Origin of the sequence: Candidatus Allofournierella merdipullorum, from assembly GCF_048426865.1 — a bacterium.
Classification (GTDB): Bacteria; Bacillota; Clostridia; order Oscillospirales; family Ruminococcaceae; genus Allofournierella_A; species Allofournierella_A merdipullorum.
The window spans coordinates 1-24,065 of the sequence record NZ_DBFNWJ010000053.1 but is presented as its reverse complement, the minus strand read 5'-3'; the positions used below and the strand labels follow the sequence as shown (position 1 = coordinate 24,065).

Sequence of the window (24,065 nt, the reverse complement as noted above, 5' to 3'; positions counted from 1 at the left end):
TCCAAGGAGCGACATCCGCTCCCCAAATTATCACGCTGATCTGCGGCCGCGCGGCCGCATTCCCCTCTCTAACGCATTTTCATTTTAGCACATTTTCTTGCATTTCTCAACAGAAAATATCAGATTTATGCAAAAAAACAGTTTCAACTCGTTATTTTTGTCACCATTCCACAGAAAAACTTTCTCCGTTGGAATAGGCGGCACAGGCGTTCAGCAACACATCCAGATAATTCTGCCGCATGGATGCCTCGCAAACACCGTTCACTTCCACATACAGCCGCCGCTGGCCCGCATCGTAGAAGTTCAGCACATCGTCCGCTTTTTCCGCGTCGTGGTACTGATAGCGAATGGTGAGCAGCGGCTCATCGGGCAGCGCCGGTTCCTCCGCCAGCAGCGCGCCGTCGGAGGCGGCCGAGGTGGTCAGATTGAACAGCGAGGAGAAGCCGGTGCTGTCCATGGGGTTGCCCTGGCCGTCGGTCACGGTGAGTTCTTTGGCCGTGGCCCCTGTCAGTTTATATGTATATTCACTGTCGGGCGAAGAAATGGTCAGCTGCGCCACATCGGTGATGAAGGGAGAGACGAACCAGCGCAGCACCACGTCGTTGTAGGTGATGTGCAAAAAGTCCTGGTCGAGGATGCGGTAGACAACGCCCTCGTCGTTCACGGTGGCGATGTAGCCCTCCTCGTCCTGGCTCACCCGCAGGCAGTAGGGCGTCACGGGGGCGTCCTTGCCGTTTTTATAGTCGAAGTCGATCTGAAGCCAGGGCTCATTAAACCCATAGGCGGCCAACTCCTCCTCGGTGCAGTTGTAGGCCACGATGCCCTCGGAGATCAGGCCGAACAGCTGGTCGGCGATGGTGCTCAGCGCGGTGGCGCTGGCCTCATGCAGGCCGGGCTCCACCACCAGATGGGTCAGTGCACCGTAGCTCAGGCCGATTCGCTGCAGATCCGCCCGCTCGGGCAGAACAGCCTTCAGCACGATGGGCGTTTCCAGGCTGGTGCCGGAGAAGGTGATGTCCTGCAGCTCGCTGAGCACGGAGGTGGTCTCCTCCGGCGGGATGATGATGAAGTCGATGTAGTTTTCCACCGGCATGGTGAAGCGGATGCTGCGGTTGTCCTTCATCAGAAGGATCTTGTCGCCGCCGTCCTCCATGAAGTAGCGGCCGGAGTCCACCGGCTCCTTCGCGCCGATGAGCAGCCGGCGGGAGGCGCCGTCGGTGTAGGTGATCTCCACCACCGCTTCGGGCTCAGCCAGGCCGTAGTCCGCCAGGCGGGAGAGATCGTCGGTGACTTCTGTGAGGTACTGGATGCTGGACGCCTCGTCCAGCAGCATATCCAGATACTCACTGTTCACCTGCTCCGCCGGGATGTCGTGGAGGCGGTAGCCCTCCCCTTCCTTCTCAACGGTGTAGCCCCCGCTGAGGTTATCCACCGCGATGGACTGGATCTGGTCGGGAGTGCGGGTCTCCAGATAAAGAGTGCTGTCCTCAGGCTCCGCCGTTTCCTGCGGGGCGGTGAGCAACAGCCACACGCCCGCGCCCAGCGCCACGGTGGCGGCCAGCACGAAAACAAGCATCTTGAGTGGTTTGCTCATTACTTATGCCTCCTGCTCAGCCAGACGAACGCGCCCAGCGCCAGCGTGACCAGCGGGATGACGAACACGAACAGGTTGCCCAGCGTATCCGCCTGCGCCTGGGTGATGTTCAGGGCTTTGCCGGCGATGGTCTTGGGAGTGACGGCGATGGTATCGGTGCGCTCGCACAGGCTGTTGAGCACACTGGTGAGGTACTGGGCGTTGGCGAAGGAGTTGTTGTTGAGCACATAGCTCGCCAGCATCTCCACCGAGCCGCTCACCAGCACGCTGGAGCTGGCCTTGACCACGCTTGCGTTCTGGCTGTCGTATGCCCGGTAGGAGCACTGCACCAGCGCGGGCATGGGCCCGGTGCGGGTGGCGTCGTCGGAAGTAAAGCCCTCGCCCGCGTCGGAGGGACGCACGCCGGAACTGGCGCCGAACTCCAGAAGGGTGTCGGTATAGTAGCTCTCCTGCTGGGTGAACAGGATCTCCAGCGGGCGGCTCACCGGCACCAGCATGGGCACGTCGGTGTCCACCATGGCGGCGTAGGTCTCGTTCACATAGTCCGCAATGGCGTAGAAGGGCTGGGTGGAGTACACCCGGTTGGGGTCGGTCTCGAAGACGAGACCGTCGCCCACCGCCACGCCCCACTCGGCCAGGAAGGCCTCCAGGTTGGGCAAAGCCGCCTGTTCGGGGCTGGCGCAGTACAGCAGGGTCCGACCGTATTCGCCGTTGTTCTTCAGGAAGGCGTCCAGCAGCTCGATCTCCTCGGGGGACAGGTCGGTGGTGGGCGTCAGCAGGGCGATCACCTGAGCGTCCTCCGGCAGGGAGCCGGTGAGAAGGTTGACCTCCTCTACATTGTAATTGTTGGTGCTCAGCAGCTTGGTGAATGCGGAGGCGCTGGTCTCGCCGTGGCCGCTCACCACCGCCACGCCGGGGATGGTGTCGCTGGTGACGTAGAGCACCGCGCTGAGGATGGCTTCCTCGGCCCGGGAGGAGGCAATGGTCAGGTTGCCGTTGGAATCATATGTGTAGTTGAACAATTCCTCGGTCTTGACCTGGCGGTCCCTGCCGTTGCCGGAGACGATGATGTCGCCCTGCTTGAGGCTCATGTCCGGGTATTTGGAAGCAAAGGTGGGGTCGGAAACATAGTCCACATAGACCAGATCCACCGCGTCGGAGTACTTTTCGAACTGACGCATGATCTCGCTGGCCTGGGCGTTGTAGGTGGAGTTGTTCTCGAACACGTCCTCCGTGGCCAGCACCTGGATGGTCACAGGGTCCTGCAGCGTTTCAATGTAAGAGACGGTCTCGTCGCTCAGGCCGAACAGGCCGTCGCTGGTGAGGTCGAAGGTGAGGGGGTAACGCTCGGCGATGGCCCCCGCGGCGATGTTCAGCAGCATCACCAGCAACAGCGCCAGCGCCCCCGCGATCAGGTAGACGCTCTGCACGCCGGTCTTTCGGTTGAAGATCTTTTTCACGCCGCACCTCCTTATGCGATCCTGCGTTTTTCAAAGGCGCAGCAGGTAAAGAACACGAACAGCGCGCTGACGCTGACATAGAACAGCACGTCGGAGAAATCGAAGATGCCCAGCGTGAAGTTCTGGTAGTGGGTCTGGAAGGACAGGTCGGACACAAAGCCCGCCAGCACCGAGTTGCTGATCATGCCGGCCAGCGAGTCCAGCAGCATGAGGAAGAAGCCCACGCAGAAGCCGCCGATGGCCGCGATGATCTGATTTTCGGTCAGCGCGGAGATGAACAGCCCCACCGCGATCAGCGCCATGCCCATCAGCAGAAGGCCCAGGAAGTGGCCGATGATCACGCTCCACTCCACCGCGGCAAAGGTGGACAGCACCGCCGCCTGCACCAGAGTGATGCACAGGGCGGTGAGATAGACGATGACGGCGGCCAGCATCTTGCCCATCACGATGGACAGAGTGGACACCGGCGCCATCATCAGCAGCTGGTCGGTGCGGGTGCGCCGATCCTCGCTCATCAGGCGCATGGTGAGGATGGGGATGAGGAACAGCGTTACGGTGAACAGAATGCTGAACAGCGAACGCATGTCCGTGGAGTTGCCGTAGAGGTTGTAATGGAAGAAGAAAAAGCCCGCGAACAGATAGTACACCGCCAGAAAAACATAGCCCAGCGGGGTGTCGAAGTAGGCGTTGGTCTCCCGTTTGAGGATGGCAATCATTCCTGGGGTGCCTCCTCTTCTGCAGTCTCAGTCTGCGCACCCACCAGCCGGAGGAACACATCCTCCAGGGTGACATGGGCGCTGCGGGTGCCCAGAAGGGGCAGATGGGCTTCACTAAGGACGTTGAACACGTCCCGGCGGATGTCGGCGTCCTCTTTGCCGCGGATGCGGTATTCCCAAACGCCGGGCTCGGAAAGGCCCAGCCGTTCGGCGCTCTCCACGCTGGGCGCGCGCTCCAGCGCCGCCAGCACCTGCTCCGGCTCGCCCTCGATCAGCGCCACGCAGCTGTTCTTACTCTGGATGGCGTTCTCCAGATTTTCGGGTGTGTCGTCAGCCACCAGCCGGCCCTCGTTCAGCACGATGACCCGCTCACACACCGCCTGGATCTCCGACAGGATGTGAGAGGACAGGATGACCGTGTGCTCCCTGCCCACCTGCTCGATAAGGGAGCGGATCTCGATGATCTGGGTGGGGTCGAGGCCCACGGTGGGCTCGTCCAGAATGAGCACGGCGGGCTCGCCCAGCATGGCGGCCGCAAGGCCCACCCGCTGGCGGTAGCCCTTGGAAAGGTTTTTGATGATGCGCCCGCGCACGTTGGTGACGCCGGCTTTCTCGCATACCTGCCCCAAAGCCCCCCGTCGGTCGCCCCGCAGGCCTTTGAGTTCATAGACGAAGGAGAGGAAGTCCTCCACCTTCATGTCCACATAAAGCGGCGGGATCTCGGGCAGATAGCCGATTTTTTTCTTGGCGGCCAGAGGGTCTTTCACGATGTCCACCCCGTCGATGGTCACGGTGCCGCTGGTGGCGGCAAGGCACCCGGCGATGATGTTCATGGTGGTAGACTTTCCGGCGCCGTTCAGGCCCAGAAGGCCCAGCACCTGGCCGCGCGGAACAGAAAAGCTCACGTCGTTCAGCGCCGTTTTGGCGCCGTATTGTTTTGTGAGGTGCCGCACTTCGATCATGGGCTGCGCCTCCTTTCAAAGATGCAGGTTCGGGGCTGCCCGCGCGCCGCAAGCCGGCGCGCGGGCGCTCCTGTTTTAAATGTAAGATGCGGGTCGCAATCAGACGAACTGACGCATGTAGCGGTAGCTCTGTTCGATGCCGCTCTTCACGTCCTCGAGGCTGCCCTCAAAGGCACGGTCCTCCACCTCGATGCAGGCGGGGCCGGTGTAGCGGATGTCGTTCAGCGCGGAGCAGAAAGCGCCGAAGTCCACGCCGCCCAGGCCGGGCAGCTTGGGAGAATGCCACAGGGCGGGATGAGCGAAGCGGCCGTACTCGTTGACCTTGTCCTGGTCGATCTTGATGTCCTTGAAGTGGACATGGAAGATGCGGTCCTTGAACTCATACAGGGGCTTGACATAGTCGGCGCCCAGCAGGTAGGGATGGCTGGGGTCGTAGTTCAGGCCCAGGTTCTGGGTGGGGATGAGCTCGAACATCTTGCGCCAGATGTAGGGAGTGGAGGCCAGGTTGTTGCCGCCGGGCCACTCGTCCTGGGTGTAGTACATGGGGCAGTTCTCGATGCCGATCTTCACGCCCTTCTCCTCGGCGTGGCGCACGATGGGGGTCCAGACCTTGACGTACTTCTCCAGGTTCTCTTCCACGGACTTGGTCTTGTCCTTGCCGATGAAGGTGGTGACCATGTTCACGCCCATGGCGGCGGAAGCGTCGATCAGCTTCATGATGTGGTCGATGGCCACCTGCGCGGCTTCCTCGTTGCCGTCCAGGGGGTTGGGATAGTAGGCCAGGGAGCTGATGGCCACGCCCTTGGAGGCGGCGTAGTCGGTGTAGTACTTCATCTTCTCCTCGGTGAGGGTCTCCAGGTCGATGTGGGTCACGCCCGCATAGCGCCGGGCAGCCTTGCCCTTGGGCCAGCAGCAGACCTCCACGCACTCAAACCCCACGCCCGCGGCATAGTCGATCAGTTCCTCAAAGGTCAGGGTGGGCAGGATCGCAGAAACAACGCCAAGCTTCATCATAAGGGTTTTCCTCCTTCAATGGCGCCTTTGAAAACAAAGCGCTTTTTATCACCCGCGCCGCGCGCGGTTTTCGTCGAATGACCGGTGCCTCAGACCAGGCTCACCCAGCGGCGCTCGCGGGCGCTCTCCACGATCTTCTCGCACAGGCGCATCTCACGCAGGCCGTCCTCAAAGGTGGCGTAGTCCTCGGGCTTGCCGCCGGCGATGGCGGCGTAGATCTTCTTGAAGTTCTGCTTGAAGGTGTCGGGGAAGCCTTCCACATGGCCGCCCGGATAGCTGATGACGCCCTTGGTGCCGGCGTCCAGGATGGAGGGGTCCTTCACCAGTTCGCCGTTGTCCCGCTCGCGGCGGCCGATCCACAGGGCGTTGGAGTTCTCGGAATCCCAGTGCAAGGCACAGCGGGAACCCGCCACGGACACGATCATCTGGTTCTTGCGGCCGGCGAACACCTGGCTGATGTTGCAGGAAACGCAGGCGCCGTTCTCCATATGGAACAGGACGGTGGCGTAATCCTCGGTGTTGATGGGCACTTCCTCGTAGTCCTCGGGACGCAGGGCCATGCCGGAGTAGGTGGCGATCTCCTTGGTGGGCTTTTTGCGGGTCTTGTGGAAGATGGCAAAGTCCGCCATCACCTCCACCGCCCGCAGGCCGGTGATGTACTCCACCAGGTCGATCCAGTGGGAACCGATGTCCGCGAAGGCGCGGGAGGCGCCGGTGAACTCAGGCTCCAGACGCCAGCTGTAGTCGGTGTCCAGGAACAGCCAGTCCTGCAGGTAGCCGCCGTGGACGGTGTAGATGTCGCCCACCTCGCCGCTGCGCACCATCTGGCGCATCTGATAGGCCATGGGGTAGAAGCGGCAGTTGAAGTTCATGGCGTTCACCAGGCCCTTCTCCTTGGCGTAAGCCTGCAGCTTCTCCGCCTCTTCCACAGAGCAGGTCATGGGCTTTTCGCACACGACGTTCACGCCCCGCTCCATGGCGTACATGGCGATTTCGTAATGGGTGCTGTTGGGAGTGCAGATATGAACGCAGTCCAGCTGCTCGTTGTCGATCATATCCTTGTAGTTGGTGTACGCATGGGGAACATACAGCGCGTCGGCCTTTTCCTGGGCGCCGGCTTCGTCCGCCAGGGCAACGACCTCCACGTTGCCCAGACGGCGCAGCTGCTCGATGTGCACCGCACCGATGAACCCAACGCCAACCACGCCAGCCTTCAGTTGTTTCATGTGTAACTACTCCTTTCAATGGGGCTTTGCGCCCGCTGCATCCATCCTTTCCCCGTTGCGGGGCCGCGCGTTTCATAAAAACAGGCAGGTACAAAACAGGGCAAAAGGCCGTGAACGTACCTGCACAAACGGAACTGCGCGCGGTTGTTTTAAGCCGGCCGGAATGTCGGTCCGCGTCATCGCCGGCAGAACGAACATTTTATCCAGTGGCCTTACAAATTTCTTGTTCTAATTATACAATAACCACGTTCAACGTCAACGCATTGCCCGCAACTTTGTATTAAAACACAAGAGTGTTAAAAACCTTTTGTGCAACATTCCGTTTAAATGTGAATTTTTTTGCAAAAATTTGAAAGGCCTCCACGCAAACGCGCAGAGGCCTTTTTATGTGTTCAGATTTGCGCAGCGGGAACCCGGCAAACCAGCGCCGAAGCGCCGCCGGCAAGCTTCCATTCGCCGCTGCCGGCGGGCAAAAACAGGCTGTCGCCCTTGCGCACCGTCAGCGTTTCGCCGCCGCAGGAAAGGCCGCCCTCGCCGTCGGTGATGAGCAGGCTGGTGAAAGAATCTTCATCGCAAACACCCTCGGCGCTGCCCTGCACCGCGTCCGCCGTGAAGTACTCACAGGCCGCCAGATGCCCGCCGAAGTCCCGGGGCTGGGGCGGGGCGCACTGGGTCACTTCCAGCGCCTGGGCCACATGCAGCTGCCGGGGCTTGCCGTCCGCGCCCACGCGGCCGTAGTCGTAGACCCGATAGGTGACGTTGGAGTTCTGCTGAATCTCCGCGATAACGATTCCCTTGCAGATGGCGTGCAGTGTGCCCGCCGGAATGAAGAACACGTCTCCCTTCTTCACCGGGGCGGCGTTCAGCACCTCGGTGAGGGTGTTGTTCTCGATGCGGGTCTTATATTCCTCTTTGGTGATGGGGTGCTTGAAGCCGTAGTAAAGGAAGGCGTTCGGCTCTGCTTCCAGCACGTACCACATCTCGGTCTTGCCGTACTGGCCCTCGTGCTCCAGGGCATAGGCGTTGTCCGGGTGCACCTGGATGGACAGATCGCCTTTCGCGTCGATGAACTTGGTGAGGATGGGGAAATCCTCGAACCGGGCGCAGTGTTTGCCCAGCACTTCCCTGCCGTGCTTTTCGATATACTCCGGCAGGGTCAGCTCCGCGTCGGGGCCGTTTTCCACCACGCTGGGGCCGTCCGGGTGGCAGGAGAGCACCCAGGCCTCCGCCAGCGGATTCAGCTCCGAGGGGATGTTGTATTCCTCCCGCAGCTTGCTGCCGCCCCAAAGATAATCCTTGCAGGCGGGCTTCAGTTTCAGAATGGGCATGGGAACATCGCTCCTTTTCCGGCGTTGTTTTTCTGCCCACTATTGTAGCACACCGGCGACCGAAATCAATCCCGGCAAGCCTCGCCCGCGGGGATGGTGCGCACCCCGAAGGTGAAATAGAGGATGTGGAACACCCACACCGCTCCCAGCACGATGCGCCCGATGAGCACGGCATGCATCATGGCAAAGCCCACGGCCATGAGCAGGGTCACGGTGACCATGATGCGCAGTTTGGTTTTGCGGGTCATGCCCTTGCCCGCCACATAGTCCGCCAGATTCTCCCGGTAAAGGCGGGTGTTTTTGAACCAGGCGTCCAACTTTTCGCTGCTTTTTCCAAAGCCGAAGGCCGCCAGCAAAAGGAACGGAAATGCGGGCAGCAGCGGCAGCACCGCTCCCACAGCCCCCAGGGCGAGGCCCAGAAAGCCCAGGGCCAGATACATCGCTTTTTTCAGTTTCATCAGACACTCTCCTGTCGTTTTTTCTCCCGGCGGCTCTCAATGAGATGCCGCACCGCCGCCACCGGGTGCACAAACAGCATCCGGGGCCCGGCGAAGCGCATGACTTCCCGTATTTTCTGCCGCATTTCCGGGCGGTAGCAATGGACCTTGCAGTTGGAGCAGAAGGTCTTGGTCTCCATAAAAGGGCAGCAGTCGCTGCGCCGGCAGGCGTACTCCAGCAGTGCCTCACATTCGGGGCAAAGGCCCTTGCGTGTGCCGTGCTTTTTGCGGCAGTAGAGGGCGATCATCGCCCCCACCATCTCCTTTTCCCGCTGCCGTTTGCTCTGCACATCCATCAGCTCAGTCTCCCCCGCTCCACGCTCACCACCCGGTCGGCGATGCGCAGGGTGCTGCGCCGGTGGCTCACCAGCACCACCGTTCGGCCCGCGCTCTCCTTGCCCAGCGAGCGCAGGATGACCGCCTCGTTCAGGCTGTCCAGGTTGCTGGTGGGTTCGTCCAGCAGCAGGAAAGGCGCGGCGTGGAGGAAGGCCCGGGCCAGGCCCAGCCGCTGGCGCTCGCCGCCGGAGAGGGTCTCGCCCAGCTCGCCCACCGGGGTATCGTAGCCCCGGGGCAGGCTTTGGATGAACTCGTGTACCGATGCCTTTTTACAGGCGGCCTCGATCTCCGCGTCGGTGGCGTCGGGCTTTGCCAGCCGCAGATTGCTGCGAATGGAGTCCCGGAAGAGGTGGGTCTCCTGGGTGACATAGGCCTCCATGGCCCGCAGGTCGGCGGTGTTCACCCCGTCGATGGGCCGGCCGGAGATCTCCACTTTGCCCTGCTGCACCTGCCAGAAGCGCATGAGCAGCTTGAGCAGGGTGGATTTGCCGCTGCCGCTGCGGCCCACCACGCCGATGACGCTGTGCTCCGGGATGTCCAGCGACAGATCGTCCAGAATGCGCTCGTCGCCGTAGGAGAAGGTCACCTTCTCCGCCTTTGCACCGGCAAAAGCGGTGGGCGCGCAGCCCTCCACCTCCGCCGTGACGGGGGTCTCCTCCAGGATGTCCAGCACCCGGTTGCCGGCGGCAAAGGTGCTCTGCAGGCCTGCGCCCAGATTGGCCAGGGCCACCACCGGCCCGAAGGAACTCATCAGCGCCACGGTGGCCACCGCCGCGCCGGCAAAGTCCAGCCGGCCGTTCATGCACAGCAGCGCCGCCGCAAAGAGCATCGCCAGGTCAAAGCCGAGGATGAGGCTGTTGGTGGCGGCGGTACCCACCGCCGCGGCCCGTTTCATCCGCTTTTCGTGGCCGGCCAGCTCGCCGGTGCGGCGTTCCATCTCCGCCAGCCGGCGCTCGCCCGCGCCGTACTGCAAGATCTCCGGCAGACCGCGCAGGCTGTCCAGCACAAAGGCGGACAGCTCCCCCGACCGGCGGCGGAACTCCATGCCCGCGCTGCCGGAGGCCCGCGCTGCGGCCAGCGGCGTGAGCACGCCCACCGTCAGCCAGGCGGCCAGGGCGACAAGGCCCAGCAGCGGATGGATGGCGCCGATGAAAACCGCCATGCCGGCGCAGAAGAGCACCGCGATGGCCACCGGCGAGATGGTGTGGGCGTAGAACACTTCCAGCAGCTCGATATCGCTGGTGATGACGGCGATCAGATCGCCCTTGTCCCGGCCTTCCAGTTTGGCGGGGGCAAGCCGCCGCAGGGCGGCGAACACCTTGTCCCGCAGAAGGGCCAGCAGCTTGAAGGCGATGTAGTGGTTGCAGGCCTGTTCGCCGTAGCGCAGCAGGCCCCGGGCCATCGCCATCACCGCCGCGGCAATGAAAAGAGCCGGCAGGGGCAGCGGGCCGCCCAGGCCCAGCACCCGCAGAAGGCCGAACACGCCGAAGATGGTGATGAAAGCCGCGCACAGATGCCCCGCAAGGCCCATCAGGATGGCCAGCACCATCCGGCCCGTAAGAGGCTTTACCAGCCCGATGAGCCGGGCCATCACGGCAAAGCCGCTTCGCTCTTTGTTCATACCGCGTCCTCCCTTTTGTACTGTTCCAGTTCCTGCTGGGCGTTCCACAGCCGGGCGTAAGCCCCGCCCCGGGCCAGCAGGTCGGCATGGCTGCCCTCCTCGGCCACACGGCCGTTCTCCATGACGTAGAGTTTGTCCGCGCCGGCCACGTTGGCCAGACGGTGGGAGATGAGGATGACCGTCTTAGTCTTTGCCAGCTCGGTGATGCGGGCCATGATGTCGTTTTCGCTCTCCACGTCGATGTTGGAGGTGGCCTCGTCAAAGATGTAAACGGGGCTGTCGTGCAGCAGCGCCCGGGCCAGCGCAAGGCGCTGGCACTGGCCGCCGGAAAGGTTCGAGCCCTTCTCCGCCACCGGGGCGTTCAGGCCCCCTTCCGCCCGCACAAAGTCCGCCAGGTTCACCTGCTCCAGCGCCTGCCAAAGGGCTTCGTCCGGCGCGTCGGGCCGGGCCATGCGCAGGTTCTCCGCCACGGTGCCCTTGAACAGGTAGCTGTTGTGGGAGATATAGGTAATATGCCGGGCCAGGGCCGCCTCGTCGATGTCCGCCAAAGGCCGCCCGCCCACCGTGACGCTGCCGCCGTTCGGGCTGCGCCGGCCGGTAAGCAGCGAGGCCACGGTGGACTTGCCGCAGCCGGACTCGCCCACCACCGCGCAAAAGCTGCCGGCGGCAAACTCCATGGTCACGCCACGCAGCACCGGGCGGTCCGCCTCGTAGGCAAAGGCCGCGTCCCGCAGGGCGATGCCACCCTCGGCAGGGGCTTTCCCGCCGCCCGCCGCAGGTTCCGGCAGATCCAGCAAACGGAAGATGCGCTCCGCCGCCGCCATGCCGTTCATGGCCACATGGAAGAAGCTGCCCAGCAGCCGCATGGGCAGAAAGAACTCTGCCGCCAGCAGGATGATGAACAGCGCCCCCGCCAGGCTCACCTGCCCGGCGGCAAAACGGCTCACCGCCAGGGCCATGCCCGCCGCGGCGCCGCCGTAGGCGATGAGGTCCATGATGGTGATGGAGTTCAGCTGCATGGTAAGCACCTTCATGGTAATGCGGCGAAACTGCTCCGCCTGCTCGTTCATCTCGGCGTGTTTCTGGGCGTCCGCGCCGTAGATTTTCAAGGTGGTCAGACCCTGCAGGTTTTCCAGAAAGGTGTCGCCCAGGGCTGTGTACTGCCCCCAGTAGCGGCCCAGCAGCTTTTTGGCCCAGGTCTGCACCGCCGCGATGGACACCGGGATCAGCGGCACACACACCAGCAGCACCACGGCGCTCGTCAGATCCACCGGCGCCAGCACCGCGAACAGGGTCAGCGGCGCCAGCATGGCGTAGAAGAACTGGGGCAGATACTGGCCGAAGTAAATCTCCAGCTGGTCCACCCCTTCCACCGCCACCTGCACGGCCTCGCTGGTGTTCACCTGCTGCCGGCCCGCTGTTCCCAGCCGCAGCAGCTTTTCATAGATAAGGCGGCGGAGTTTAGCCTTCACCGCCCGGCTGGACCTCCAGCTCATATTGGCGGAAGCCATCGTGCAGCCAAAGCGCACCGCCAGCGCGGCGGCGGCCAGCGCACCCAGTTTGAAAAGGTCGGCCGGCGCGGCCGTGCCCATCCACAGCGCTGCCAAAAGGCGGCAGATGGCCCCGGTGAGCAGGATGTTCGCCGCCAGCGACACCCACTGGAAGGCCACTCCCGCCGCCACATATTTTTTGCTCTCGCTGACCATGCCGATCAGCCGCTTGTTGATCATTCTCTTGCTCCCCTCTGCGCTCTTTCTTTGTTCGTTAGTTTTAACTAACCTCATCCCAAGAAAATAAGTTAGCCTCCGCTAACCACAATACAGAATACCACAACGGTTTTCCGTTTGTCAAGAAAAAAGGCAGGAAGGGCAAAATGAGAGGCGTGCCTCACATTTGCCCTGTCGGCAGGCAGACCACCAGCCGGAAATCCCCCTGCTCCTCCCCCGCCTGCAACGTGCCGCCGCACCGCTGGGCGATCTCCCGCATACCGGGGATGCCGAAACCGTGGGCAGTGCGGTCCGGCTTGGTGGTGGCAAGGTCCGGGGCCACCGGCCCGGCAACGGGGTTTTCCACCTGCAGCATGAACAGGCCTTTGTCCTGCCGGCAGCGCAGCCGCACCCAGGGGTCGGGGCAGCGTGCCGCGGCCTCCCGGGCGTTGTCCAGCGCGTTGCCCAAAAGGGCGCACAGGTCGGTATCCGTCAGCGGCAGCGACAAAGGCAGCTGCGCCTTGAAATCGGCCCGAACGCCCGCCTGTTCCAGCTCCGCCGCCTTCACCGCAAGCACCACGTTGGCCGCTTCGTTCTCGCAAAAGCGCACCGGCCCCTGCAGGCCCTCCTGGCGGCCCAGTTCGTCCAGATAGGCGCAGGCCTCCGCCCACTGCTGCCGGTCCAGCAGACCGCCCAGCACCGTGAGGTGGTTGCGCAGGTCGTGGCGCAGCTGGCGCACCTGGCTCTCCCGTGCGCGCAGGGACTGATAATAGGCCTCCCGCAGAGAGGCCAGCCGCCGGGCCTGTTCCAGCGCCTCATGCTCGGCCAGAACGGTGATGGAGAAGAGCAGCAGCACCGAGGTGACCAGCGCCACCGGCAGCACCGCAAGTCCCATCTTCAGAGCGAGGGTGTCCAACTGGGGCGCATGTTCTTCCCAGCCGGTGAGCAGCACCACCGCCGCCAACGAACACAGCGGCATGGCGGCAAGCCCCAGCACCAGCCGCCACAGCCGGGGCGAAAGGCTCATCGGCTGCTCCGGCAGGCGTTTTTTCAGCGCCAGCCATATTCCTGTCAGTACCGCGGCCCGCAGCAAAAGGGCAAACACATCGCTGGTGAATCCGCCCCAGAGCACCTCCGCCGCGTAGTTGTCGACGAGGGCGCTCAGCGACATGATAAGGCAGAAGAAGATGACCGCCACCGCCAGCCGTCCCGCCGCATCGCCCCGGGTGCAGAGCAAAAACGCCGCCAGAAACACCGGCAGCGCATAAAGCAGGTTCGGGTCTCCCACCCAGATGGGCAGGCTGCCCATGTAGCCCAGGCCCAGCAGCATCAGCGTCTTTTGCCACCGGCGGCCCCGCAGGTCGGCAAAGGGGCGGCAGAGCAGAAAGGCGGGCGTGCCGATGCAGGCGGAGCACCCAAGGCTCAACAGGATCAGGAGCAATCCATCCATAGGTCAGTCCTCCAGTTCCGCCCGGGCCATGGCCAGCAGCGCCGTCTGCCGGCAGGAGCGGCTCACCGGCAGCGAAGCGCCTCCGTCGAGATACACCTCCGCGCCCTCCAGCCGTTCCACCGCCGCCGCCCGCACCAGATACCGCTGATGCACCCGCACAAAGCCCGGCCCCAGCTGGGCGGCCACATCGTCCAGCTTGCCGTAGAAAGTATATTCCCGGTCCCTCGTCACGCAGGTCACCTGCCGCCGGTCGGAGGAAAAATAGCATATTTTTTGCAGCGGGATGCGGTAATACACCTCGCCGCTGCGGCAGACAAAGGCACGCTCCAGTTCCCGGCACAGCGCCGCCCCGGCCCGGTCCAGCATTTCTTCCAGCGCCTCGGGAGCCGGTGGCTTGAGCAGGTAGCCCAGCGCCCCCACGCCGTAGCCGTCGAACACCCGGTCGGCGTGGCCGGTGACAAACACGATCTGCAGCCCCTCGTCCGCTGCCCGCAGCCGCCGGGCGGTCTCGATGCCGTCCACCTCGCCCATCTCCAGGTCCAGAAACACCAGGTCCAGTTCCCCTGCGTGGCTCTCCAGCCAGCGCAGCAGGTTTTCCCCGGCGGAAAATTCAAAAAACGCGGCGGCGGTGCGTCGTTTTTCCACCGCGCGTTCCAGCGCGGCCCGCAGCACCAGCCGGGCGTCGTATACGTCGTCGCAGATGCCGATGCGAAGCACGGCTCTCCCCCCTTCCGGCCTTTCTGCGGGTATTGTACCACGGAGCAGCCCCCCGCGCCAAACCAAACTTGACGGCAAAAGCGCCAAATTTTACACGCCGCGGCCATGCCGCGCAAAAGCTGCCCTTTGCCGGGCCGAAAATGACCGGCCCGTTTGCCCCTGCGGGCCGGGCGGACTACTCTTGAAGCAGAGGGCTCCCGGCCCCGGAAAGGACGGAACGCAATATGCTCACGGTGAAAAACCTTTACAAATCCTATCAGGTGGGGAAAAACCGCTTCGACGTGCTCTGCGGGGTGGACCTGGCGGTGAGAAAAGGCGAGTTTGTGGCGGTGATGGGGCCCTCCGGCTCCGGCAAGACCACCCTGCTCAACTGCATCTCCTGCTACACCCCCGCCGACTCCGGCAGCATTCTGCTGGACGGAGTGGAGCTTGCCCGGCTGAAGGAGGACGAACTGGCCGAAGTGCGCAACCGCAAACTGGGCTTTGTTTTTCAGGATTTTCTTTTGCTGGACGGCCTCTCGGTGCGGGAGAACATCCTGCTGCCGGCCATCCTGAGCGGGAACATCAACAGCACCGCCGAGGCCCGGGCAGATCAGCTGTGCGACGTGTTCGGCATCAGCGCCATCCGCGACAAATATCCTGCCGAGATCTCCGGCGGCGAAAAGCAGCGCACGGCGGTGGCCCGGGCGCTCATCAACCACCCGCTGCTGGTGCTGGCGGACGAACCCACCGGCAATCTGGACTCCAAATCCGCCCGGGCGGTGATCGGCACCTTTGAACAGGCCCGGCAGGCGCTGGGGGCCACCATCTTCATGGTGACCCACGACTCCTACGCCGCCTCCCACTGCGACCGGGTGGTCATTTTGCAGGACGGCCGGGTGCGCCGCACGCTGGAAAAAGGCGGCATGGAGCGGGGCGCCTTTCAGGACGCGCTGCTGGACGTCATCCGGGAAATGGGAAAGGAGTGAGCGGAGTGAACAGCTTTACTTCCGTGTGGGCGCGGCTGCGCAGCCGGGGCCGCAGCCGCTACGCTCTTTTGGCCGGGTGCTGCTTTTTCTCCACTCTGCTCATCACCGCCTACGCCTTCATGATGCGCGCGCCCACCATCCTCGAGGTGCTGCCGGAAGGGGGCGACAGCCGCAAGCAGATGGACATGATCTTTGTGCTGGCGGTGCTGGGCTGCGGGGTGTTCACCGCCTACGCCGCCGGGCTGTTTCTGCGTCAGCGCTCCCGGGAAACAGGGGTGTTCCTGGCGCTGGGGGCCAGCCGGGCGCAGGTGCAGTCGCTGCTGCTTCCGGAATTGTGCATGCTGGGGCTGGCGTCCTGCGGAGCGGGAGCCGTTCTGGGCGCGCCGCTGGCCTTCGGGCTGTGGCAGCTGTTCCGCGCCTTTGTGGTGGACAGCAGCGAAATGCTCCTGCGTTTTGACTTCAAAGCGCTGGTCTGGCCGCTGGCCTTTGCCCTTTACACCGTGCTCATGCTGCTGTGGCTGGGGCGGCGCTCGGTGCGCAAGGCCAGCATCATGGAGGTTGTGCGCCAGAGCCACACCGCCGAGCCGGTGCGGGCGGTGCCCCGCCGGTACGGCTGGCAGGGCATACTGCTGACGGTGGCAGGCTGTCTGTGCGGCTACCTTGTGCCCACCATCTGTGTGCGATGGCTGCACTGGTATGCCCCCTCTTTTTTCACCGCGCCCTTTTACCTCCCGGCTCTGGCGGGGCTGTACATGATGCTGCTGCACACGGTGGCCAACGGCTGGGGCCGGAAAGCCCTTTGGCACCGGGACATTCTCTCGGTCTCCATGATGCGTTTTGAGGGGCGTCAGACCGTGCGTAACATGCTGGTGATGACGGTGCTCATCGGCGGGGCGTGCTTCGCGGGATTCTACGCGCCCATGCTGGGCACCGGCTCCATGATGAGCTACGACGCGCGTCCGGTGGATTTTGCCTTCCATTACCGGGCCGACCAGGATATGCCGCAAAAGGACGAAGTGCTGGCGCTGGCCGGAGAGTACGGCGTAGAGGTGACCCGCTGGGCTGAAACGCCCATGGTGCGCCTGGGGGTGGACGGCGAGCATCAGGTGGAGACCGAGGGCCCGCTGGGCACCACCTGGGAGGCAGTGTACAGCGAGCTGGATTCCTCGGCGCTGTTTTTGCCCGAGAGCGGCTGGAACGCCCTCACCGGCGAGAGCGTGGACATCGCTCCTGGGCAGGCCGCGGCGGTGCTGGACGCTTCCGGCAGCAGCCAGGGCAGGTTCGACTCCTCCATCGGTCTGGTGACCAACACTGTCACCGGCGAAAGCCGGTCCGTCAGCGCCGCCGCGCCGTTGTGCCACGACATGCTGTTCGGGTACTTTGTGCTGGACGACGGCGACTGGGCCGCGATGACCGCCGGCCTGCCCGGCGACTGGCGGGAGGAAATGGTCTTTTTTGACGTGGCGGAAGGCGGCGATGAATACGCCTTTGCCAAAGCGCTCTTCAATGAGATCGTGGACCGCTCCGGCCCGGAGGTAGCTCTGCACAGCAGCTGGGACCCGGTGGTGCGCCAGCGTTACATCGAAGAGGAGGGCTCCTATTTTCTGGACCGGGAGTCCCTCTTGGCCAACGGCGAGACCGCCATCGACTATTCCCTGCGGGATAGCTCCGAGTTCCGTCTCTTCTGGCAGTATATGCCCCAGTTCCGCGTGCTGGACAAGGCGGACTTCGTGCGCACGCTGGCGGTGTTCCTGATCCTGTTCATCTTCATCTGCATCGTCTGTTTCGCGGCTGCGGCGGTCATCGGCTTTGTGCGCAGCCTCACCATCGCGCTGGAGAACCGCCGGGTCTACGAGGACCTGCGCCGTCTGGGTGCTTCCAGGGGCTGGATGCGGCGCTCGGCCCGCAGCCAGGTGCGGCGGGTGTTCACCGTGCCGGCCGCCGCGGGCATCGGGCTGATCTACATATTCTATGGCATGATCATGTTCTTCAACGATGGCCGGCTCTCCGCCGGGGAACTGGCAGGCCTCGGCAGCTGTCTGCTTCTCATTGCCGTGGTGGCCGCAGCGCTCTGGGGCGTGTACCGGCTGGCGGTGCGGGGCGTGTTCCGTGTGCTGGAGCTGTGACCGGCGTTGACAACCCGCTCCCGGCGTGGGATACTTGTGTCATATATGAAGGAAGGAGCTGTCCCCATGACACAAAGCCAAACCGCCTGGCCGGCGCGGTATTACGAGGAATTCGACGCGGAAAAGCGCCGCTGGATGCTGGAGGAAACCATAGCCATCGGCGAGGGCGACGCGGTGGAGAACGAGCTGCGCCGCAGATTGTGGGATGCGCGCTATGTGCGCCCGCGCAAAAACGCTCCTTTGGCCGACCGGTATGTCGCCCTCTGGCTGGGGCTGGACCGCTGGCGCAAGCTGGGCCTTGCACCCCGGCAGGTGCGCGCCGCCGAAAAGGAGCTTCGGGAGACGGCCGCTCTGCTGCTGCCGGAAGCGACCCGCACAGACCCCGGCCGCACGCTGCTGCACTGTGAGCTGGTGCATGCGGTGCGGCTATATCTAAAGACCTGCACCGAGAGCAGCTACGGCACCACGCTGATGGGTCTGATGCGGATGAAAAACGAGCAGCTCATTGAAAAAGCCGCGGCGGAAACGGCGGAGGTCACTGTGCTGGTGCCCCGCTGGGCAGGTGTGGAGGAAGCGTTCGCGCCTCTGGCCCCCGCCGCCCGGGAGGCGTTCACGCTGGTTTTCCCGGATGGCGGCGAAGCGCTGGAACGCGCCTTCGCCCGGTGCGCGCAGGGCAAATAAAAAAGCGAGGCAGGGCCCCGGCGGGGGCTCTGCCTTTGTTTGTGTGCTGGGTGACGTCATCACAGAAGAACGTCACATTTTGGGGTATACTAAATTCAAACAAAGGAAAGGAGCTGACCGGTATGGCAGCCATGAACATAAACGCGGAACAATTCAAGCAGAGTGTGGCGGGGGACAAGCCCCTGCTGGTGGACTTCTGGGCGCCCTGGTGCGGCTACTGCCGGCGCATCGGCCCCGCCTATGACCAGATCGCCGGGGAATATTCCGACCGGCTGACCGTGGCCAAGGTGAACATCGACGAGGACGGCCAGCTGGCGAAGGACGCCGGCGTGGAGGTCATCCCCACCCTGGTGCTCTACCGGGACGGCAAGGTGCTTGGTTCCATCGTCGCCCCCGATTCCAAGGCAGCCATCGACCGGTTCATCCGGGAGACGCTGGAGCAGTAAGGAGACAGTGAACATGAGCGGGACCCATGTGTATGATATGATCGTGGTGGGCGGCGGCCCGGGCGGTTACACCGCCGCCCTCTACGCCGCCCGGGCCGGGCTGGACACGCTGGTGCTGGAAAAGCTGTCAGCGGGCGGGCAGATGGCTCTGACCGACGTCATCGACAACTACCCCGGCTACGAGGACGGCATCGACGGCTTCACGCTGGGAGAAAAGATGCAGCAGCAGGCGCAGCGGTTCGGCGCAAAGACCGAGTACGCCCAGGTGGAGCGGGCGGACCTGACCGCCTCCCCCAAGGTGCTGCACACCAGCGAGGGCGATTTTTACGCCCGCACCGTGGCGCTGGCCACCGGGGCCGACCCCCGGCAGCTGGGGCTGGAACACGAGGCCGCCCTCACCGGCCGGGGCGTGGCTTACTGCGCCGCCTGCGACGGCATGCGCTACAAGGGCAAGACCGTTGTGGTGGTGGGCGGCGGCAACTCCGCCGCCGAGGACGCCCTGCTGCTGAGCCGCATTGCCGAAAAGGTGATCCTCGTCCACCGGCGGGACATCCTGCGGGCCACGAAGGTCTATCACCAGCCGCTGATGCAGGCGAAAAACGTGGAGTTCCGTTGGAACAGCACCGTTGCCGAACTGCTTCATGACGACAAACTCACCGGCGTGAAGCTGCGGGATGTGAACACCGGCGAAGAGACTGTTCTGCCCTGCGACGGGGTGTTCATCAGCGTGGGCCGCAAGCCCGCCACCCAACTGGCCGAGGGCCAGCTGGAGCTGGACGCGGGCGGCTACATCGTGGCGGACGAGACCACCAGGACCAGCGTGCCCGGCGTTTACGCTGTGGGCGACGTGCGCACGAAGCTGCTGCGGCAGGTGGTCACCGCGGTGGCCGACGGGGCCATGGCGGTACACATGGCCGAGGAATATCTGGCGAGCGGCATTTGAACGTTTTCACAGCACACCGCGGGGGGCCGCGGTGTGTTTTCTTTTGCCCCGATTGCCAGACGGAGCCGCCCGTGCTATGATGAAGCTGCGGGCGGCAAAGCCGGCCCGCAAAAACCGCCGGGAGGGAGAGCCGCATGGTCATTCTGATCGCGGGGGCGTCTCACACGGGAAAGACCGTCCTCGCCCAAAAACTCGTGAAGCGGTACGGCTGCTTTTGCATTTCCATCGACCACCTGAAGATGGGCCTCATCCGCAGCGGCCGCACCGACCTGACCCCCTTGAGCCGCGATTGTGAGCTGACGAACCTGCTGTGGCCGGTGGTGCGGGAGATGGTCAAGGCCGCCATTGAGAACGGGCAGGATCTGATCGTGGAGGGCTGCTACATCCCCTTCGACTGGGCAAAGGATTTTCCGGAGGAATACCGCGCCCACATCCGGTACCGCTGCCTGGTGATGAGTGAAGACTACATCCGCGCCCATTACCGGGACATTCTGGCCCATGCCAACGACGCGGAGCAGCGAATGTGCGACGACTGCACGCAGGAAGACCTGCTTTGGGACAACGCCCGGGCGCTGGAGGCCTGCCGCAAATACGGCGCGGAATACATCCTCATCGACGGGAACTATCAGGTAGACTTTTAAAGGAAGGAGGCGGCCCCCGTGCCCCTGCGCATCGTGCGAAACGACATCACCACCATGAGGGTGGACGCCATCGTCAACGCCGCCAACGAGAGCCTGTTGGGCGGCGGAGGGGTGGACGGCGCCATCCACCGGGCCGCCGGGCCCGAACTTCTGGCCGAATGCCGCGGTCTGGGCGGCTGCAAAACGGGCCGGGCCAAAATCACCAAGGGTTACCGCCTGCCCGCAAAATACGTCATTCACACCGTGGGCCCTGTGTGGCAGGGCGGCAGCCACGGCGAGCGGGAACTGCTGGCCGGGGCTTACCGCGCCTCGCTGGACCTGGCGCTGGAGCACGGCTGCCGAACGGTGGCGTTCCCCCTCATTTCCGCCGGGGCCTACGGCTACCCCAAAGACCGGGCGCTGAAAACCGCCGTGGACGTGATCGGGGATTTTCTTCTGGCTCACGATATGACCGTCTATCTGGTCATCTTTGACCGGGCGGCCTTTTCCATCGGAGAAAAGCTCTTTGCCGACATCGCCGCCTACATCGACGACCGCTATGTGGAGCAGCACACCAGCCCCCGGGAAGAGGAATACCGCCGGGCCGCGGCCTTTGCGGCTGCTCCGATGGCGATGCCCGCCGGGCTGGACGAGGCGCTGGACCGGCTGGACGAGAGTTTTTCCCAGATGCTGCTGCGCAAAATCGACGAAAAGGGCATGACCGACGCCCAGTGTTACAAAAAGGCCAACATCGACCGCAAGCTGTTTTCCAAGATACGCTCGGACATACACTACCGCCCCTCCAAGCCCACCGCCATGGCCTTTGCCGTCGCGCTGGAACTGCCGCTGGCCGAGGCCCGGGAGCTGCTGGAAAAGGCGGGTTTTGCCTTCTCCCACGCCAGCCGGTTCGACATCATCGTGGAATATTTCATCGCCCACCAGAACTACGATATTTTCCAGATCAACGAAGCTCTGTTCGCCTTTGACCAGAGCCTGCTGGGCGGCTGAGCCCGGAAAGGAGAGTCCCATGCCCCGCACTGATGTGACACAGATGCCCTTTTCGACCCTCTATCCCCTGCTGGTGAACAAGGCCGTGAAGAAGGGCCGCACCCGGGAGGAAGTGGACCGGGTGACCGCCTGGCTCACCGGCTATTCGCCGGAAGAACTCGCCCGCCTGGAGCAAAGCCGCATAACCTACGGCGACTTTTTCCGGAATGCTCCCGCCATGAACCCCGGCCGTGCCCTTATCACCGGCAAGGTGTGCGGCGTGCAGGTGGAGACCATCGAGGACCCGCTGATGCAGGCGATCCGCCAGCTGGACAAGCTGGTGGACGAACTGGCCAAGGGCCGCCCCACGGAAAAGATCCTGCGCGCATAAATGTCGCCCACCGGGCGACCAACCACAAACGAAAGCCCCCTATACTGTGTTTGTAAGCAAATCACAGTACAGGGGGTTTTGTTATGAAAAAAGATTTGACCGAACTGGTATTCATTCTGGACCGCAGCGGCTCCATGCAGGGGCTGGAAAGCGACACCATCGGCGGGTTCAATTCCCTGCTGGAAAAGCAGAAACGGCAGCCCGGCGAGGCTCTGGTCTCCACCGTTCTCTTTGACAGTCAGAGCGAAGTCCTCCACGACCGGGTGCAGCTGAGCTCCGTCCGCCCCATCACTGACCGGGACTACTTCGTTCGGGGCTGCACCGCCCTGCTGGACGCGGTGGGCGGCGCCATCCGCCACATTGGGAACATCCACAAGTACGCCCGGCCCGAGGACGTGCCGGAGCACACCCTGTTCTTGGTCATCACCGACGGCATGGAAAATGCCAGCCACCGCTACACCGCCCGCCAGGTGCGGGAGATGATCCTGCGGCAAAAGGAGCGGTATGGCTGGGAGTTCCTTTTTTTGGGCGCCAACATCGACGCGGTGGAAACGGCGGGTGACCTCGGCATCGGCGCCGACCGGGCGGTGAACTACCGCTGCGACAGCGCGGGCACCCGTTTGAACTACGATGTGGTGAGCCAGGCGGCCTCTGCCGTCCGCAGCAGCGTCCCGCTGAACGCCCACTGGAAAGACGCCATCGAACAGGATTTTCATAACCGGCAAAAGAAATAACAAAAGCCTCCGGCAGCCGCAGCGCAGCGGGGCCGGAGGCAACACCATTATTTCTTTTCCACCGGGAGCCAGACCTCGCAATAGTATTCCTGGTCCTGCGTGCTCTGTTCGAACTTGCTGGCGTCCGTGTACATTTCCACGTTGATCCCCGCCGCGATCTTGTAATCAGGGTTCGTGGGCAGCCACTGGGAGAAGATCTGCTGGTTCAGCACCTGCAGCGCCTGGGGCATTTTGCCGGTGCAGGGGAACACCGCCCAGGTGTGGGCCGGGATGGTGCGGGTGGTAAAGCCGACGGGCACCTCGCCGGCGGGGTCATAGTTGTCGGCAATGAGATATTCGAACTCGTTGCCTCCCATGCTCTCGTCCAGATTGATGCCGTACATCCCGCGCACCACCTTGCCGCCGCCCTCTGCGAAGTGCTCGGCCCAGAACCGGGGCACTGCTGCGGCGCCCTCCTCATATTTAAAGGTCTTTGCCCGGCAGAGAACGGTGAACGCCTCTTTTTTCATGATTTTGCAATCCATGTTTTGACCACCTTCCAATGTCACTTTGATCCGAAGCGGCGCAAAGGAACGAACCGCGCCTCCGCTTTTTCGCAGCGCGGCAGGTGTGAGCCCATGGAAGCGGGCGAACGCTTTGGTGAAGCTGTCCGGCGAGTCGTAGCCGAACTCCAGCGCAATGTCGATGATCTTCCGGTCCGTCGTGAGGACCTCCAGCCCGGCGGCGGAAAGCCGACGCTGGCGGATATAGTCGCCCACCGTCATGCCGCACAGCATGGCAAAACCCTTTTGGAAATAAAAGGGCGACAAGGCTACCTGCCGCGCGATGTCCCCGATGGTCAGCTCCTCCCGGAGATGGTCTTCGATGTACCGGATCGCCCGATGAATGCTTTCCACCCAATCCATTCGGTCACACCTTCCTTCTGGCACCAGCATACATCAAAGCGCCGGTCCCTGCCCGATTTTTTGTGTCCGGGTCTGTCTGCTATCGCTTGAGGGTGAACTCCTGCACCGGGCAGCCAAACTCCTCCCCCAGCCGCCCCTCCGAAAAGCCAAGGCGTTTGTAAAAGGCCTGGGCGGCGGCTCCCCGCGGGTCGCCCTCCCGGTAGGTGGTCACGGCGACGTCTTTTCCCTCGTCCATCTGCGCCAGCATGGAGGACACCAGTCTCTCTCCAATGTGCTGCCTGCGGCAGGCCGGGTCCACCGCCAGAAAGCACAGCGCACCGGCTTCCTTCGAGAACAAAAGCGCGCCCACAAGCCGTTCGCCCCGCACTGCGCAGAGCGCGGACCCGCTTTGCATAAAGCGGAGCGTCACTTCTCGATGTTCCCGCAGCCCCTCCGCGCTTTCCAGCCCCGGAAAATCGTCTTTCACGCGGCACACAAGGGCCATCCAGCCCTCGATGTCCCGGGGACATGCCGGGCGTATCTCCACCGTCTGTTCCTGCCTTTCAAACATTTTTCTCCGGTCCATCCCACGCCCCCCTTTTTTCCAGTATACCACAAAAAAGCGGCTCCCGGGCGGGCGGCGCGTTTCTTTTTTTGT

The 24,065-nt window shown here is 63.4% G+C and carries 23 protein-coding genes and 1 pseudogene; 9 read left to right on the top strand and 15 right to left on the bottom strand.

Features of this window, described 5'->3' with window-relative positions:
* Nucleotides 1-160: 160 nt before the first annotated feature.
* From ACMNAY_RS09880 to ACMNAY_RS09820, 13 genes are all read right to left on the bottom strand, one after another.
* The gene (locus ACMNAY_RS09880) at nucleotides 161-1,594 is read right to left on the bottom strand and encodes a DUF4340 domain-containing protein (protein WP_418719254.1); all 1,434 of its coding nucleotides are present in this window, start codon (nucleotides 1,592-1,594) and stop codon (nucleotides 161-163) included.
* Nucleotides 1,594-3,054, bottom strand: coding sequence for a Gldg family protein (locus ACMNAY_RS09875; RefSeq protein ID WP_418719253.1), 1,461 nt, complete (start codon nucleotides 3,052-3,054; stop codon nucleotides 1,594-1,596). Before ACMNAY_RS09875 ends, ACMNAY_RS09880 begins: the two co-directional genes overlap by 1 nt.
* 11 nt (nucleotides 3,055-3,065) lie before the next feature.
* Complete coding sequence (locus ACMNAY_RS09870) at nucleotides 3,066-3,770, bottom strand: ABC transporter permease (RefSeq protein WP_394976309.1); 705 nt, start codon at nucleotides 3,768-3,770, stop codon at nucleotides 3,066-3,068.
* On the bottom strand, nucleotides 3,767-4,732 hold the full coding sequence (locus ACMNAY_RS09865) for an ABC transporter ATP-binding protein (RefSeq protein WP_418719252.1): 966 nt from the start codon (nucleotides 4,730-4,732) through the stop codon (nucleotides 3,767-3,769). Before ACMNAY_RS09865 ends, ACMNAY_RS09870 begins: the two co-directional genes overlap by 4 nt.
* A gap of 99 nt (nucleotides 4,733-4,831) precedes the next feature.
* Complete coding sequence (locus ACMNAY_RS09860) at nucleotides 4,832-5,743, bottom strand: sugar phosphate isomerase/epimerase family protein (protein WP_418719291.1); 912 nt, start codon at nucleotides 5,741-5,743, stop codon at nucleotides 4,832-4,834.
* Between the two features lie 92 nt (nucleotides 5,744-5,835).
* Nucleotides 5,836-6,972 carry a Gfo/Idh/MocA family protein gene (locus ACMNAY_RS09855; protein WP_394976311.1) on the bottom strand — a complete coding sequence of 379 codons (1,137 nt, stop codon included), beginning with the start codon at nucleotides 6,970-6,972 and terminating at the stop codon, nucleotides 5,836-5,838.
* A 392-nt stretch (nucleotides 6,973-7,364) separates the two neighbouring features.
* Complete coding sequence (locus tag ACMNAY_RS09850) at nucleotides 7,365-8,300, bottom strand: type I phosphomannose isomerase catalytic subunit (RefSeq protein ID WP_418719251.1); 936 nt, start codon at nucleotides 8,298-8,300, stop codon at nucleotides 7,365-7,367.
* A 65-nt stretch (nucleotides 8,301-8,365) separates the two neighbouring features.
* Nucleotides 8,366-8,758 (bottom strand): DUF454 family protein, encoded by a 393-nt coding sequence (locus ACMNAY_RS09845; protein WP_394966528.1) that lies wholly within the window; start codon nucleotides 8,756-8,758, stop codon nucleotides 8,366-8,368.
* Nucleotides 8,758-9,093: a nitrous oxide-stimulated promoter family protein gene (locus ACMNAY_RS09840; RefSeq protein WP_394966526.1), complete on the bottom strand. Its 336-nt coding sequence runs from the start codon at nucleotides 9,091-9,093 to the stop codon at nucleotides 8,758-8,760. Before ACMNAY_RS09840 ends, ACMNAY_RS09845 begins: the two co-directional genes overlap by 1 nt.
* Entirely contained in the window at nucleotides 9,093-10,754 is a 1,662-nt protein-coding gene (gene cydC, locus ACMNAY_RS09835) for a thiol reductant ABC exporter subunit CydC (RefSeq protein WP_418719250.1), read from the bottom strand. The genes ACMNAY_RS09840 and cydC overlap by 1 nt, the downstream gene beginning before the upstream one ends.
* Nucleotides 10,751-12,484, bottom strand: a complete 1,734-nt coding sequence (locus ACMNAY_RS09830) for an ABC transporter ATP-binding protein/permease (RefSeq protein ID WP_418719249.1) — start codon at nucleotides 12,482-12,484, stop codon at nucleotides 10,751-10,753. Before ACMNAY_RS09830 ends, cydC begins: the two co-directional genes overlap by 4 nt.
* 157 nt (nucleotides 12,485-12,641) lie before the next feature.
* Entirely contained in the window at nucleotides 12,642-13,910 is a 1,269-nt protein-coding gene (locus ACMNAY_RS09825) for a sensor histidine kinase (protein ID WP_418719248.1), read from the bottom strand.
* A gap of 3 nt (nucleotides 13,911-13,913) precedes the next feature.
* The gene (locus tag ACMNAY_RS09820) at nucleotides 13,914-14,627 is read right to left on the bottom strand and encodes a LytR/AlgR family response regulator transcription factor (protein ID WP_394976322.1); all 714 of its coding nucleotides are present in this window, start codon (nucleotides 14,625-14,627) and stop codon (nucleotides 13,914-13,916) included.
* Between the two features lie 224 nt (nucleotides 14,628-14,851).
* Between ACMNAY_RS09820 and ACMNAY_RS09815 the strand changes: the two genes are divergently transcribed.
* The 9 genes and pseudogenes from ACMNAY_RS09815 (at nucleotide 14,852) to ACMNAY_RS09775 (ending at nucleotide 22,523) form a co-directional block, all read left to right on the top strand.
* A complete protein-coding gene (locus tag ACMNAY_RS09815; RefSeq protein ID WP_394966516.1) occupies nucleotides 14,852-15,595 on the top strand; it encodes an ABC transporter ATP-binding protein in 744 nt (247 codons plus the stop codon).
* 5 nt (nucleotides 15,596-15,600) lie between these two features.
* Nucleotides 15,601-17,721, top strand: coding sequence for an FtsX-like permease family protein (locus ACMNAY_RS09810; RefSeq protein WP_418719247.1), 2,121 nt, complete (start codon nucleotides 15,601-15,603; stop codon nucleotides 17,719-17,721).
* 66 nt (nucleotides 17,722-17,787) lie between these two features.
* Nucleotides 17,788-18,402, top strand: a complete 615-nt coding sequence (locus tag ACMNAY_RS09805; RefSeq protein WP_418719246.1) for a DUF6553 family protein — start codon at nucleotides 17,788-17,790, stop codon at nucleotides 18,400-18,402.
* A 122-nt stretch (nucleotides 18,403-18,524) separates the two neighbouring features.
* The gene (locus ACMNAY_RS09800; protein WP_394976329.1) at nucleotides 18,525-18,848 is read left to right on the top strand and encodes a thioredoxin family protein; all 324 of its coding nucleotides are present in this window, start codon (nucleotides 18,525-18,527) and stop codon (nucleotides 18,846-18,848) included.
* A 13-nt stretch (nucleotides 18,849-18,861) separates the two neighbouring features.
* On the top strand, nucleotides 18,862-19,791 hold the full coding sequence (trxB, locus tag ACMNAY_RS09795; protein ID WP_418719245.1) for a thioredoxin-disulfide reductase: 930 nt from the start codon (nucleotides 18,862-18,864) through the stop codon (nucleotides 19,789-19,791).
* A 131-nt stretch (nucleotides 19,792-19,922) separates the two neighbouring features.
* Nucleotides 19,923-20,432, top strand: a pseudogene (locus ACMNAY_RS09790) (AAA family ATPase); the annotation flags it as partial.
* Nucleotides 20,433-20,450: 18 nt separating this feature from the next.
* Nucleotides 20,451-21,419, top strand: coding sequence for an O-acetyl-ADP-ribose deacetylase (locus ACMNAY_RS09785; protein ID WP_418719244.1), 969 nt, complete (start codon nucleotides 20,451-20,453; stop codon nucleotides 21,417-21,419).
* Nucleotides 21,420-21,438: 19 nt separating this feature from the next.
* Entirely contained in the window at nucleotides 21,439-21,789 is a 351-nt protein-coding gene (locus tag ACMNAY_RS09780) for a DUF2200 domain-containing protein (protein WP_418719243.1), read from the top strand.
* Between the two features lie 83 nt (nucleotides 21,790-21,872).
* Nucleotides 21,873-22,523, top strand: coding sequence for a vWA domain-containing protein (locus ACMNAY_RS09775; protein WP_418719242.1), 651 nt, complete (start codon nucleotides 21,873-21,875; stop codon nucleotides 22,521-22,523).
* A gap of 47 nt (nucleotides 22,524-22,570) precedes the next feature.
* Here ACMNAY_RS09775 and ACMNAY_RS09770 read toward each other — a convergent pair whose 3' ends face one another.
* Nucleotides 22,571-23,428 (bottom strand): AraC family transcriptional regulator, encoded by an 858-nt coding sequence (locus ACMNAY_RS09770; RefSeq protein ID WP_418719241.1) that lies wholly within the window; start codon nucleotides 23,426-23,428, stop codon nucleotides 22,571-22,573.
* A gap of 79 nt (nucleotides 23,429-23,507) precedes the next feature.
* Entirely contained in the window at nucleotides 23,508-23,993 is a 486-nt protein-coding gene (locus ACMNAY_RS09765; RefSeq protein WP_418719240.1) for a GNAT family N-acetyltransferase, read from the bottom strand.
* Nucleotides 23,994-24,065 lie beyond the last annotated feature (72 nt).